The sequence below is a fragment of the Parafrankia sp. FMc2 genome (assembly GCF_041008525.1).
Taxonomy (GTDB): Bacteria; Actinomycetota; Actinomycetes; order Frankiales; family Frankiaceae; genus Parafrankia.
Genome location: NZ_JBFLUG010000169.1, coordinates 1 through 13357 on the forward strand (window position 1 = coordinate 1; position 13357 = coordinate 13357).

The window sequence follows — 13357 nt, forward strand, 5'->3', positions numbered from 1 at the left end:
GAGAAGATCCTCCACTTCATCGAGGTCCACGACCGGACCGCCAAGCCCTACCGCTGGACCTACACCGGCGAACCCCTCAAAGCCGCCTGACGACAACCCCAGCAAGACTTACGCGGAGCTGCACTAGGCGCCGCCCCCGAACCAGGCGCCGCCCCCGAACGCCCCGGCGGGGCAGGGTGCCGGCGGGCGCCGACCGGCCGGGGGCCGGCGCCCGGGCCGCAGCGCGGTCGCCGGCCTCGCGACTGTGCTTGTCGTCTGCGGGGTGGTGGGCCTCCTGCTCGTCCTTCTGCAGGGCGGCGACAGTGGTCGGAGGTCTGCCGCGGGCGATGCCGAGCCGACCGCGCCGCCGTCCACCGACGGGCCACCAGCGCGGGTCGGTTCCCGCAACGCCCCCGAGCTGCTGAGCACACCGCTGGCCGCGCACACCGCGGCTGTCTGGACGGTGGAGATCTCGCCCCGCGGCGACCTGATGGCCACCGGTGGCGACGATCAGGTCGTCCTGCTGTGGAACGTGTCCGACCCGACCTCGCCCCGCGATCTCGGGACGAGGGCGATCACCCACCTCGGGCGGGTCGAGGATGTCGCCTTCGCGCCGGACGGCCGTACCCTCGCCGTCGCGGGCGAGGAGACCCTGCGGCTGTGGGACATCAGCAACCCTGCCGCTCCCCGCGCCTTCGGTGAGCCGTTGACCGGCTACGACGGCCTCATGTACTCCGTCGCCTTCGCGCCTGACGGCCGCCGGCTCGTCGCCGCCGGCAGCGGGCAGGCACTGATTCTCTGGGACGTCGCCGACCGCGCCAGGCCCCGCCTGCTGACCCGCGTCGACGGGAACACCGCGTCGGTCGCGTTCGCCCCGGACGGCCGGACCGTGGCCAGCGGCGACGGTCCGCGGGCGGTCCTGTGGGACGTCACCACGGAGGGCTCCGCCCGCGCCATGGGCGAGCTGCCGTCCGTCGCCGCCGGCTGGGTCTACGCCATCGCCTTCTCCCCGGACGGCCGCACCGTGGCCACCGCCGGAGACGCCCACACGGTCCAGCTGTGGGACATCACCAGGCCCGCGGAGCCCCGGCGGCTCGGCGCGCCGCTGGCCGAGCACACCGCGACCGTCCCGGCCGCGGCCTTCTCGCCGGATGGGCGCACGTTGGCGACGGGCAGCGACGATGGCACGGTGCTGCTGTGGGACGTCGCCGACCAGGCGGCTCCCCGCCGGCTGGGAGAGCCGCTGACGAGCCAGTCCGGCTTCTCGTCGGTCGCCTTCTCCCCGGACGGGCACATGCTGGTCACCGCCGGTGGGGACCAGCTGGTCCGCCTGTGGGGCCTCGGCTGAGCCGCGCCGCCGTGGTCCGCCCCCTGCTGAGCCGCGCCGGCAGCCGACCGAACGAGTTCGACGTCAGTGGACGTTCCCGGTGCCGGGGTGGCCGCCGGGGCCGTTCCAGTCGACCAGCTGGACGATGACGCCGTTGGGGTCGCGGACCTGGAAGGCACGCTCCCCCCATTCCTCGACCGTGAGCGGCATCGTGATGGTGACGCCTTCGCCCTGAAGCCGGGCGAGCTCGTCCTCCAGGTCGTCCACGACGAACGCGAGGATGAGCCCTGCCGCGTGGGTGTCGCGCTGGTCGGCGGGCAGGGTCGACAGCCCGCGGCGCAGGTAGACGACGTGCATGCCGGCGTCCTCGCGGCCGAGGGAGGCGAAGCCGTCGGCGGCCATCAGCTCGGTGAAGCCGAAGTGCCTGGTGAGGAAGCCGGCCGAGGCGGTGACGTCGTCGACGTTCAGTGACACCGCGGATGAAGTGATCTTCACGTGGATCCTCCGAGGTCTGGCCATTAACTCTGTACGTCGTACATCATACATTGTACAGAGTTTCTCGTATGATGATGGCACCCGTGACGGCTGAACGATCGGGTGCCGGTGATCCGGCCCGCACGCTTGCTCTGCTGTGGGGAGAGGCGCCGACGGCATCCCGCCGGGGGCCGAGCCGGGCCCTGGACCTCGCCACCGTGGTCAGAACCGCCAATGATCTTGCCGACCAGGAGGGTCTCGGCGCGGTGACGATGCGCGCGGTCGCCCGCACCCTGGGGGTGGTTCCGATGACGCTCTACACCTATGTGCCGGGCAAGGAGGAGCTGCTCGACCTGATGCTCGACGCGGCCTACGCCCAGATGCCCCGCGCGGACACCGCCGGTGCGCCGTGGCGGGAGCGGCTCACCGCCATCGCCGACGAGAACCGCGCCCTGTTCACCGTCCACCCCTGGGCAGCCGAGGTCTCCACGCTGCGCCCTCCGCTGGGGCCAGGTCTCATGGCCAAGTACGAGCACGAGCTCTCAGCCTTCGACGGTCTCGGCCTCTCGGAGGTCGAGATGGACGACTGCCTGACCTACCTGCTGTCCTTCGTCCAGGCCAACGCGCGCGCGGCCCACGAGGCAGCCAGCGCGGCCTCCACCCCCGACGGGGACGACACGCGGTGGTGGGCCCGCGTCAGCCCCCTGCTGGCCCGCGTGCTGGACGAGCAGCGCTACCCGCGCGCGACCCGGGTCGGCACGGCCGCCGGCCAGGCACATGGCAGCGCCCACAATCCCGACCACGCCTACCGCTTCGGCCTCGCCCGCCTGCTCGACGGCCTGGCCCCCCTCATCGAACGCCCCTGACCACTTCAGCGGTCGCGGCCGGTCCCGCGGCCGGGTGCGCTCATGTCTCCCGTTCCGGGGGTGCCGTCGGCGAGTCCGTAGCGCAGGTAGATGGTGCCCGTCGGGCTGGCGACCGGTGGTTCGAGGAGGGTGAGGCTGGTGGGCACCGCGCCACCGTCGAACACCTTCTTCCCGGCGCCGAGAACGATCGGGTGAACCCAGAGGTCGAGACGGTCGAAGAGCTTCTCGCGCAGGAGGGTCTGCACCAGGTTCAGGCTGCCGACGACCTTCACGTGCTTGTGCCGGTCACGAACCTCGCGCACCGCACCGGCCAGGTCCGGGCCGAGCTGGGTGGATCCGGCCCAGGAGAGGCCGGGCCGGCCGCGGGAGGCGACGTACTTCGGAACGCTGTTGAAGAGCGTGGCGATCGCGTTGTCCTGGCCGCCCTCCTGGTGCGGCCAGTAGGCGGCGAAGATGTCGTATGTCCGGCGGCCGAGCAGCAGGGCGTCCGTGCCCTCGTACGCGGCGCCGACCTGTGCCCCGGAGACCTCGTCCATCAGCGGTGCCTGCCAACCGCCGAACGGGAATCCCGCCGGGTCCTCCTCGGGGCCGCCGGGTGCCTGCCCGACGAGGTCGAGGGTTGCGAACAGCTCGAGGTGGATGAGGCCCATGTTCTGCTCCCGACGAGGTGGTTGTCTCGGTCGGGAGGTAGACCCGCGGGCACCGGCAGACTCATCGCACCGACAGCACCCGGCTTCGTCCGCGTCGAGCCGCGCGGGATGCCGCACCGGCACCGCCCGCTGTCTCGGCCGGCCGACAGCCCTGGCTCTCTTTGGTCTCCGGTGCCCGGTGCCCAGAACGTGAAGCGCACTCCTGGTTGCCGGAGCGTTGCGTAGCGGCACCGGGCGTTGGGGAAAGTTTTGGCTCACTACGTCAACCTGGTTGCGCTGGTGGCGCTCTAAGGAGGTGGTAACCGTCGAAAAGGGATGCCGGGTCGTCTCGGTGCGTGCCATCGCCCGGCCAGCGTCCACCAGAGCAGGAGACATGAATGGCGGATCGTCCTGATGGCCCCAGTGTGCGGGGGCTGGCGTCCATGCTCGGGGGTGCTCCCGCGTAGTCCGTCGACCGGCGGCTTCCCGGATGTCGCGTGGCCAGGGGGTGCCGCGCTGCCGGAGCCAGTGACTGTTGGTCCGGCCGACGGCGGCGCAGTTGCGCGCGCCGTCGGCCGACAGTCGGCCTGGCGCGCCCAGTGGGCAGCGGACCGCCTCGCGGCGGACGCGGTCCCGTCGACGTGTACACGGTGGTACTGGGCGGCGCGGCCCAATCGAGGGGGGCACTCGATGGACGAGGCGTCCTATCAGTCGTTCGAGGGTTTCGTCGTCTCCTCGGGCGACCGTCTGATGAGGACGGCCGTTCTTCTGACCGGCAACCGCCACGCGGCCGAGGACCTGTTGCAGGGTGCCCTGGAACGCACCTACCGGCGCTGGGAGGCGGAGAGGATCATCGTTCCGGAGGCCTATGTCCGCCGGGTGATGGTGAATGCGGCCTCGCGCTGGCGGCGGACGAGACAGATCCGAGAGGAGCCGTTGGACGCGGCGGTCGAACGGGTCGGGGTGGAGGGAGTTCCGGACCTGGCGCTGCGGGACCAGGTGCTGAGTGCGCTGCAGGAACTCCCCAGACGACAACGTGCCGTAGTCGTTCTGCGTTATTTCGATGATCTGTCGGAAGCCGCGGTGGCCGAAATTCTCGGCTGCAGCGTCGGCTCGGTGAAGTCCCACGCGTCACGGGCGCTTGCCCGGCTGCGTCTGAGTCAGCATCTGGGGGATGTCCGCATCCAAAGCGAGAGGAGGCGTTGATGCCTGCCGACGATGCTCCCCCTGGCACTGGCGACGCCTTCGCATCTGATCCGCTCCGTGAGCAGAAACTGCGAGAACTGCTCGACCAGGCCACCCGTTCCGTCACAGCCCCGGCCGGCCTGGCCGCCAGAGTTCGCGCCAGGGAGGTGTCACGCCACCAGACGCGGCGCCGGGCACTCGTGATCGGCGCGGCGGCGCTGGCCACGAGTTCGGTGATTGTCGGCGGCATGGCCGTCGAGCATCATTTCACCTCCGGCGGCGGGCTGAGCGTCATCACAGCCGCGGACGGCAGCGTGCTCCCCACGCCGGCCACCGGAACGCCGGCGAATCCGGGCGTTCCGCCGGCCGGCGTGGCAACTTCTTCGCCAGCCGCTCCAGCCATTTCACTCCCCCCGGTCACCCCTGCGCGGCCTGACCAGGCCACCGTCGACCAGATCGCTCTTGCCTTCAACGAGGCGTTCGACGCGGACGACAACGTCGACGACGGGCTGGCCTACGTCCAGAACGGCTCGGAGTACCACGACCTCACGGTGAGATTCGGGCAGCAGTATCCGGGACTCGTCGGCAACCTCCGGGTCAGACTCGAGGACATCACGATGAACACCAGCGACAGGGCCAGAGCGACCGTCGTTCTCACGCACAGCGACCCCGTGCTCGGTGCGCGGTGGGGGTACGAGATCAGACGGGGGGTGGAAGCCGTCCGCGTCAACGGACGCTGGCTGGTGAGCGCCTCCACCTACATGTTCCTCGTCGGAACCGCCTGATCCGTCGCCTCCGTCACCTCTGTCAATCTGGGCAGCAGGGATCGGCGACAGCCGGTATCACGCAGGTAGCGGGACCGGAGCGCGCGGGCCCGTCCGGAATATGCGATCCTGCCGGGCATGACAGGAGAACCGGGACCGAAGACGGCGACCGGACCGGTCACCGCCCTGCGGATCTGCCCGTTGTGCGAGGCGACCTGCGGGTTGGAACTGCGGATCGCGGGCGGGCGGGTGGTGGCGGCCCGCGGGGATGCGAAGCACGTCTTCAGCCGCGGTTTTCTCTGCCCCAAGGGCGCGTCGTTGCCGGCGCTGCTCAATGATCCCGACCGACTGCGTCGCCCGTTGCTGCGCGACCAGGCGACAGGCGAGCATCGTGAGGTGAGCTGGGGCGAGGCTTTCGCCGCGGTCCGGGCCGGGCTGAGCCGGGTTGTCGGCGCATACGGCCCCGCAGTGGTCGGGCTCTACTTCGGAAATCCGAACGCGCACACCATGGCTGGCGCCCAGCACCGGCCGGCGCTCATCCGCGCGCTGCGGACCAGGGCGCTGTTCAGCGCCTCGACGGTCGACCAGATGCCGATGCACGTGGCGTGTGGGCTGCTTTTCGGTCATCCGTCCCTGATTCCGGTGCCGGACCTTGACCGCACCGGCCATCTGCTGATTCTCGGGGCGAATCCGGCCGTCTCCAACGGCAGTCTGTGCACGGCGCCGGATTTCCCGGGCCGGCTCGCCGCGATCCGGGCGCGGGGCGGGAAGGTCGTCGTGGTGGACCCGCGGCGGACCCGCACCGCGGAGCTCGCCGACGAGCACCTGCCGATCCGGCCCGGTTCGGATGCGCTGTGGCTGCTGGCGCTCGTCCACGTGCTCGCCGCGGAGGGGCTCGTCCGGCCCGGGCGGCTGGCGGACCACGTGACGGGGCTGCGCCAGGTGCTGGACCTCGCGGGCCCGTTCACGCCGGAGGCGGTCGAGGCCCGGTGCGGAATCCCCGCCGAGACGACCCGGCGCACCGCCCGGGAACTGGCCGCGGCGCCGCAGGCGGCGGTCTACGGCCGGATGGGCACCACGACGGTCGAGTTCGGCGGGCTCACAAGCTGGCTGACGATCGTCCTGAACGTGATCACCGGCAATCTGGACGCGCCGGGCGGGATGATGTTCGGCCGGGGTGCGCACGGCCGCGCCGACAGGGTGCCGCCCGGCCAGCCGGGCGTCGGCCGCGGCTGGGGCATCGGGCGCTGGCACACCCGGGTGCGTCAGCTGCCCGAGGTGATGGGTGAACTCCCGTCCGCCGCGCTCGCCGAGGAGATCGACACGCCGGGCGAGGGTCGGCTGCGGGCACTGTTCACCGTCGCCGGGAACCCGGCGCTGTCGACGCCCGACTCCGGCCGGCTGGCCGCGGCGCTGGCGCAGCTCGACTTCATGGTGAGCGTGGACCCGTACCTCAACGAGACCTCCCGGCACGCCGACGTGGTGCTGCCACCGACCGACGCGGCCCGGGTCGGCCACTACGACTTCAGCCTCGGCGCGCTGGCCGTCCGGACGGTGGCGACCTACTCGCCGCCGGTGCTGCCACCCGATCCCGGCGGGATGGCCGAGCACGACATCATGGCCCGCCTGACCCTGATCGCCCGCACGCTCGACGCCTCGCCCGCAGAACATGCTGCCGGGGCTGCCGGGGCTGCCGGGGCTGCCGGGGCTGCCGGGGCTGCCGTCGTGCCGAGCGCGGACGAGGTCGAGGCCTTTCACGAGAGCCTGATCGTCGACGCCCTGCGCCGCGCGACCAGCGACGCCGGCTCACCCGTCCGCGGGCGGGACGTCGCCGAACTGCGCGCTCTCGTCGACGGGAAGAACGTCCCGGAACGCCTGCTGGACGTGGCCCTGCGCACGGGGCACTTCGGCGACGCGTTCGGGGCCCGCCCGGACGGCCTGCGGCTGGCCACCCTGCTGGCGAACCCGCACGGGATCGACCTCGGCCCGCTCGAACCGCGCATCCCGACCCTGCTGCGGACCGCCAGCGGCACCGTCGAACTGTGCCCCGAGCCCGTCCTGGCCGAGCTCGCCCGGCTGCGCGCCACCCTCGACCGGACGGCCGCGTCGGACGAGGCGGAGCTCGCCCTGATCGGGCGGCGCCACCTGCGGACGAACAACAGCTGGATGCACAACGTCCCGGCGCTGGCCAAGGGCCGGAACCGCTGCACCCTGCTGATCAGCCCGCAGGACGCCGCCCGCCGTGGGGTGCGTGACGGCGGATCCGCGCGGATCACGTCCGCCGCCGGCTCACTGGACGTCGCGGTGCAGGTCAGCGACGAGATGATGACCGGGGTGGTGTGCCTCCCGCACGGTTGGGGTCACGGCCTGGACGGCACCCGGATGTCGGTCGCGGCGGACCACGCGGGCGTGAACACGAACATCCTGACCGACGGCTCGCGGGTCGATCCGCTCTCCGGCAACGCCGTGCTCAACGGCATCCCGGTGCGGGTCGTCCCGGCGGACTGAGGCCGCGGGCGGTGACCGGCGCGCACACCGGACGGGCGGGGTCCGCAGGGGGTCCCGAGGGCACGGGCGGAGCTCCGTCCGACGGCGGGACGATCCTGATCCTGACGCTCGGCTACCTGATGCTGGCGGCGATGCTGGCCGTGGTCGTCACCGACGTCTCGGTGGTCTACCTGGCGCGCCGGTCGGTGGCGTCGGCGGCTGACGGCGCGGCGCTGGCCGCCGTCCAGCGCATCGACGAGAACGCGATCTACACCGCGGGGGAGGACTACACCGCGCTGCCGCTGGCTGACATCGAGGACACGGTCGCGGACTACGAGACCCGGGCGGATCCGTCCGGCCGCACCGCACTTGCCGCCGACCTCGTTGACGAGGCCACGGTGCGGGTCGAGGGCAGCCGGGTGGTGAACCTGCCCGTGGTGAGCTTCCTGGGCGTCGGTCCGATCACCGTGCGGGCGGGCGCCGAGGCACAGGCCCGGGTCAGGCTCCCCACCGAACCCTGACCCACGCCCGGAGCCCTGACGCCGGGCGCGGTCCTGGCCGACGGTCAGAGGTCGTCGACGCCGCCCTGACAGGAGGCACGTGCCCGCCGAGGGGCGGGAACAGTGCTCATCCCGCTGGATCGGGGCATCGCCGCGAAGTCGGTGGCGTCGGCGGCACAGCCGCTGCCCGGCGGCAGGGGCTCGGGGGCGGCGATCCAGCCCGCGGTGACCGCGACCAGATCGTCGAAGCCGTGGCCGGTGCGGATCTCGGCAAGGTCGGAGACATCCCGCACGAGGCGGGCCACCCACTCGGCCGGACGGCGCGCGGCGAGCGTGACCGCCTCGGAGGCGTGCTCGATCGCCTCGTCGCGGTCGGGGAACGCCCGGGCGATGGCGGCGCGTGACTGCGCCATCCGCACCGAGACGATCATGCCGGTCTGCCCACTGCGCGCGATGAGTGACGCCGCCCGCTCGAGGTACGGAGTCGCCTCGTCGGCGGCGCCGACGGTGGTGAGCGCCTCCGCGCAGGCCAGGGCGAGATCGGCCGGTGAGTAGGTGTCCAGGCTGAAGCCGGGGCGGCCGTGCGCCTCCTCGCCGAGCTCCGCCATGGTCGCCCAGGCGCGGGCGACCGCGTCCCGGACACCGGCCGCGTCACCGGCGGCCGCGCAGGCGCTGCTCGCGACCTTGCCGGAGATCAGCGCGCGGGTGGGGCTGCGGCCGGCGATCCGCGCCGCCGACCCGGCGATCTGCAGGGCCACCGCCGGGCTGTGCGGGCGCACCACCCGGGCCCGCAGCGCCAGCGCCCGGGCGGCCAGCGGGCCGTCTCCGGCCGCACGGGCCAGGGAGGCGGCGCGGTCGGCCCGGCTCGCGGCCCTGGTGTGCTGGCCCCGGTCATAGGCGGCGGCAGCGGCGGCGGTGGTCACCGCGGCGTGCAGCCACATCCAGTCGATGGCTGGACGTCCCCGCAGGCGGTACTGCTGCGGGATGGTCTTCGTGGTCTCTTCCAGTGGTTCGAGGGCGGCGGCCGTGACAGCCAGGTCGACGGTCTCGTAGTTGGCGACCGCGGCGCGCAACGAGGCCAGGCAGGCGTCGTGCAGGCCCGCGGCCGTCTCGTGGGCCGCTGTTCCGGTGCTTTCCGCTGTCATCGGGACCACGTGCCCGATACGGCCTGCGGGAAAGCCGCCGGACGCGCCAGACCCGGGCCGGGACGGCGCTGCCTAGAGAAATGACACCCCTGACATTCGCAAACAGTTCGTCCGGTCCCGGCCGGGTATCCACCGGCCATCGGTTGCCGGCTGTTGCGGGTGCGCATATCCGCTGACCTCACGTCTGTTGCTGGTGCTGTGTCGTCTGCCGCGGTGTCGTTGTCACCCCGCCGCGGTGCTGGCCGTGGCGGGGTGACAACGACACCGAACACCGGCGGTGGGCCCGCCAGTGCGATGTCGTGGTCCGTGTGTGTCGAACAGCAGGGCGAACCTGTGGACGGCATCAACGACGATGCCGGGCCCGATCGGGCGGCCGCAGTGCCGCCAGGGCATCATTGCCCGGAGCTGGTCATTGCCCGGAGCCGGTGCGCGGAAGCCCACCAGGCACAGGCACCTGCGCCAGTGCAGGCTCGCCGCGGTGCGGGTCCCCGCCAGTACAGCCGCACGGCGGCCCGGGGCCCGTGGACGTCGTCGTCCCTGGGCACGAACTTCGCCGTGCCGTGCGGCGCCCGCGGCCGGCCGGAAGGCCACCCGAACGATTCGGGTCGCCCGCCGAGCCGCATCGAAGGCTCCGCGTCTCACTACTTGGCGTCTCACCACTCCGTGACGGAAACGACGATATCGCTTCCGGCTGCCTCGGGAGCGGGTCGGGTGCGGGGCGTGATGTGGAACGCACCTCGCCGGATGTCTCCCGCGAAACATCTCACGCCATTTCCCTTGCTGGTCGTTGCCTGGCTGGCCGGATGTTAACCGTACATTTCATGGTGCCGTTGCATGTTTCTTGCTGGTGACCTGGAGATCCGCGTGGCGAAGCCGCTCGGGCGGGTGTGCGGGCGGGGCCGCCCGGGGCGGGGCAGGCGTCCCACAGGCGCCCGCCGGCGGTGGAGACCTGCCTGGTGAGGAGCCACCCGACCCGGCGCGGGCCGGGTCCGCCACCCGCCGTTCGCCCGCCTCGGGAGGCTCCGCCCGCCGGCGGAGCGGCTCGGCCGTCGTACCCGGAGTGTCAGCCGGCGGGACCCGGAGGACCCGTTCCGGAATGCTTCCGGAACATGACTCGCCGTGCCCGGACCGGTGGTTGGTCCGTGGCTGTCCGCGCCGACAGGACGGACCCTGACGGTGATGCCCGGTCCGTGGTCTGCGGAGGGTTCCTCCGCGGGGGGCCGGAGAGCGTGTCCGGGGGAGTCCGGACGTCCCGCCGGAGGTGCCTGACCACCCGGGCCGAGCAGCCCCCGGCCCCCGGCCCGACCGGCAGGGGAGGCGGGACGCGGTCTGCGGATCAACCGTCTGCGGGCCCACCGGTGCTCGCCGGTAGGCTGGCCACCATGGCCGTCGACCTTTCCGAGGAGATCAAGACTCTCGACGCGACGCTGGCAGGCATCGAGACTGTGCTCGACATCGAAGGTCTGCGTCGTCGTGCCCAGGAGCTGGAGCAGGAGGCGGCGGATCCCGACCTGTGGAGCGACCAGGTCCGGGCCCAGAGCGTCACCAGGCGCCTCTCCTCGGTCAAGGGGGACATCGCCCGGGTCGAAGGCCTGCGGCGCCGCCTCGACGACCTCATCGCCGCCCTCGACCTGGGTGACGACGACCTGCTCACCGAGGCCGCGGCGGATCTACCCGCGCTCGCGCGGGACATCTCCGCACTGGAGGTCCGCACCCTGCTGTCAGGGGAGTACGACGAGCGCGACGCGATCGTCCAGCTCTCGGCGGGCGCCGGCGGGGTCGACGCCGCCGACTGGACGGCGATGCTGCTCCGGATGTACCTGCGCTGGGCCGAGCGGCACGGCTATGCGACAGAGGTCTTCGACACCTCCGAGGCGGAGGAGGCGGGCCTGAAGTCAGCCACCTTCCAGGTCAAGTGCCCCTACGCCTACGGGACGCTGCGCAGTGAGCACGGCGTCCACCGGCTGGTGCGGATCTCGCCCTTCGACAACCAGAACCGCCGCCAGACGTCCTTCGCCGGCGTCGAGGTCACACCGGCCGTCGAGGTTTCCGACCACGTCGACATCGACGAGAAGGAACTGCGGATCGACATCTTCCGGTCCTCCGGGCCCGGCGGCCAGGGCGTCAACACCACCGACTCCGCGGTGCGGATCACGCACCTGCCCAGCAACATCGTGGTGACCTGCCAGAACGAGCGCAGCCAGCTGCAGAACAAGGCCGCGGCGATGATGGTCCTGCAGGCCAAGCTGCTGGAGCGGCGCCGCGCCGAAGAGGCGGCGGAGAAGCAGCGCCTCACCGGCGGGCCGCAGGACGTCTCGTTCGGTTCGCAGATCCGGAACTACGTGCTGCATCCGTACCAGATGGTGAAGGACCTGCGCACCGAGGTCGAGACGTCCAACACCGGTGCGGTGCTCGACGGCGACATCGACGACTTCATTGACGGTGAGATCAGGTGGCGCCGGGCTGCCGAAAAGGACGTATGACCGGATTTTCCGGCTCCTCCCCGGCCTGATTCGGCAATAGCGGTCGCCGGGGAAAGGCTGGAAAGATGCCGGCGCGGTTTACCCGCCGGCGTACGACTGAAACAAGCGGGCCGCTTCGCGTACAAGAAAAATCTTCCGCAGTTCGGGTCATCAACCGGACCATTGCGTTCCACCCCGCCGGGACGGACATCGAGGGATTGGCTCATCGTCCGCGCGCGTGTAGAGTGACGCTCCGTTCGGCGCCGCCGCGCGACGTGGTTCCTGGCTCCCGTCGGCCGCGGCGTGGGGATGGGGGCACCACGTGGATTCGCGGTTTCGTCCTTCGAAGCGCACCAGGTCGAAGTACTGTCGTCCCACGTGCTGCCGAACGAGCTTCATCGACGAGACGGCGGGTGGAATGTCCGAACTCACGGTAGTCGCATCGAGGCGTGACGACCGATGACCGGCATGTCGACGGCCATGACGGCGTCACCGGGTGGAACGTGGCATCACGGCACCACCGCGGAGGACTCGGCCCCCGGGCCGTCGAGGGCCGTGCTCCCGGTGCTCATGTACCACAGCATCGGTGACTGCTCCGTTCCGTCGTTCCGCAGGTGGGAGGTACCGGCAGGCGCCCTCGTCGAGCAGCTCGGCAGCCTCGCCGAGCATGGCTACACCGTCACCAGCCTCTCCGACGCGCTCGCCAACCCGCGGGAGCGCCAGGTCGCCGTCACCTTCGACAACGGCTTCGAGGACTTCGTGACCAGGGCGCTTCCCGTGCTTGCCGAGTTCGGCGCCGGGGCGACCCTGTACGTGCCGACGGCGTACGTCGGGCAGCGGGCCCGCTGGCTCGAGCCGTACGCGGAGCGCGAGCTGGCCCTGCTCGACTGGCCGACGCTCGCCGCGCTGACCGCCCGCGGGATCGAGATCGGCGCTGCCGGGCACCGGCACGTCGAGCTCGACGTCGTCCCGCCCGCCATCGCGCGCTACGACGTCACCGCGAGCATGCGCACCATCGCCGAGGAGACGGGTCACCGCCCGAGCAGTTTCTGCTATCCGTTCGGCTACCATTCACCCGGTGTCCGGCGGATTGTCGAAAGCGCCGGTTTCGCGTCGGCGTGCGAGATGGGATACCGCATACACCGGCGCAGTCGGTCCCGTTTCCAGGTGAGCCGACTCATCGTCGGTCGTTCCGTGGGCGCCGCTGACATTATTCGCCTGGTCACCGAGGGGCATCGCGACGCGGCACTGGCCGCCCGCCGCAAACTCAGTGCCGGGTGGCGTGCGTATCGGTCGATCCGTTGGCGTCTCGGCGTGGAAACCGCCTGACGGATTTCGCCGGCTCAAGCCGGCGGGCCTCCGGCGGCGGCTGAACGGGAGTCTTTCCGGCTGCCGTCCCGAATATTCCGCTGCGGTTCGGAATCCTTCATGGTCGTTCCGCGTGCCGATCCCGCGCCCGCGCCGCCCGGAAGTGCCGACCGACGCCCGAAGGTGGCGTCGGTGCCACCGCCCAGCCTCCGCCGATCTCCGGATCACGCC

The 13357-nt window shown here is 71.8% G+C and carries 11 protein-coding genes; 8 read left to right on the plus strand and 3 right to left on the minus strand.

The window, feature by feature from the left end:
• Window positions 1–244: 244 nt before the first annotated feature.
• Window positions 245–1327, plus strand: a complete 1083-nt coding sequence (locus tag AB1460_RS31805; protein WP_368965774.1) for a WD40 repeat domain-containing protein — start codon at window positions 245–247, stop codon at window positions 1325–1327.
• A gap of 63 nt (window positions 1328–1390) precedes the next feature.
• Here the strand turns inward: AB1460_RS31805 and AB1460_RS31810 are convergent, their stop codons facing one another.
• On the minus strand, window positions 1391–1801 hold the full coding sequence (locus tag AB1460_RS31810; RefSeq protein ID WP_368965775.1) for a VOC family protein: 411 nt from the start codon (window positions 1799–1801) through the stop codon (window positions 1391–1393).
• A 71-nt stretch (window positions 1802–1872) separates the two neighbouring features.
• On the opposite strand from AB1460_RS31810, the gene AB1460_RS31815 reads away from it, so the two are divergent.
• Window positions 1873–2646, plus strand: coding sequence for a TetR/AcrR family transcriptional regulator (locus AB1460_RS31815; RefSeq protein ID WP_368965784.1), 774 nt, complete (start codon window positions 1873–1875; stop codon window positions 2644–2646).
• Window positions 2647–2651: 5 nt separating this feature from the next.
• On the opposite strand, the gene AB1460_RS31820 is transcribed toward AB1460_RS31815, so the two are convergent.
• Entirely contained in the window at window positions 2652–3296 is a 645-nt protein-coding gene (locus AB1460_RS31820; protein WP_368965776.1) for a dihydrofolate reductase family protein, read from the minus strand.
• 669 nt (window positions 3297–3965) lie between these two features.
• Here AB1460_RS31820 and AB1460_RS31825 point away from each other — a divergent pair.
• The 4 genes from AB1460_RS31825 to AB1460_RS31840 all read left to right on the plus strand — a co-directional run bounded on the left by AB1460_RS31825 (window position 3966) and on the right by AB1460_RS31840 (window position 8232).
• Window positions 3966–4481: a SigE family RNA polymerase sigma factor gene (locus AB1460_RS31825; protein WP_368965777.1), complete on the plus strand. Its 516-nt coding sequence runs from the start codon at window positions 3966–3968 to the stop codon at window positions 4479–4481.
• The gene (locus AB1460_RS31830; RefSeq protein ID WP_368965778.1) at window positions 4481–5245 is read left to right on the plus strand and encodes a hypothetical protein; all 765 of its coding nucleotides are present in this window, start codon (window positions 4481–4483) and stop codon (window positions 5243–5245) included. The genes AB1460_RS31825 and AB1460_RS31830 overlap by 1 nt, the downstream gene beginning before the upstream one ends.
• A gap of 117 nt (window positions 5246–5362) precedes the next feature.
• Window positions 5363–7732: a molybdopterin-dependent oxidoreductase gene (locus AB1460_RS31835; protein WP_368965779.1), complete on the plus strand. Its 2370-nt coding sequence runs from the start codon at window positions 5363–5365 to the stop codon at window positions 7730–7732.
• Between the two features lie 11 nt (window positions 7733–7743).
• On the plus strand, window positions 7744–8232 hold the full coding sequence (locus tag AB1460_RS31840) for a pilus assembly protein TadG-related protein (protein ID WP_368965780.1): 489 nt from the start codon (window positions 7744–7746) through the stop codon (window positions 8230–8232).
• 44 nt (window positions 8233–8276) lie between these two features.
• Here AB1460_RS31840 and AB1460_RS31845 read toward each other — a convergent pair whose 3' ends face one another.
• A complete protein-coding gene (locus AB1460_RS31845; protein ID WP_368965781.1) occupies window positions 8277–9356 on the minus strand; it encodes a hypothetical protein in 1080 nt (359 codons plus the stop codon).
• A gap of 1382 nt (window positions 9357–10738) precedes the next feature.
• Here AB1460_RS31845 and prfB point away from each other — a divergent pair.
• Both prfB and AB1460_RS31855 read left to right on the plus strand, forming a co-directional pair.
• Complete coding sequence (prfB, locus tag AB1460_RS31850; RefSeq protein WP_368965782.1) at window positions 10739–11839, plus strand: peptide chain release factor 2; 1101 nt, start codon at window positions 10739–10741, stop codon at window positions 11837–11839.
• A gap of 438 nt (window positions 11840–12277) precedes the next feature.
• Window positions 12278–13147 (plus strand): polysaccharide deacetylase family protein, encoded by an 870-nt coding sequence (locus tag AB1460_RS31855; RefSeq protein ID WP_368965783.1) that lies wholly within the window; start codon window positions 12278–12280, stop codon window positions 13145–13147.
• Window positions 13148–13357 lie beyond the last annotated feature (210 nt).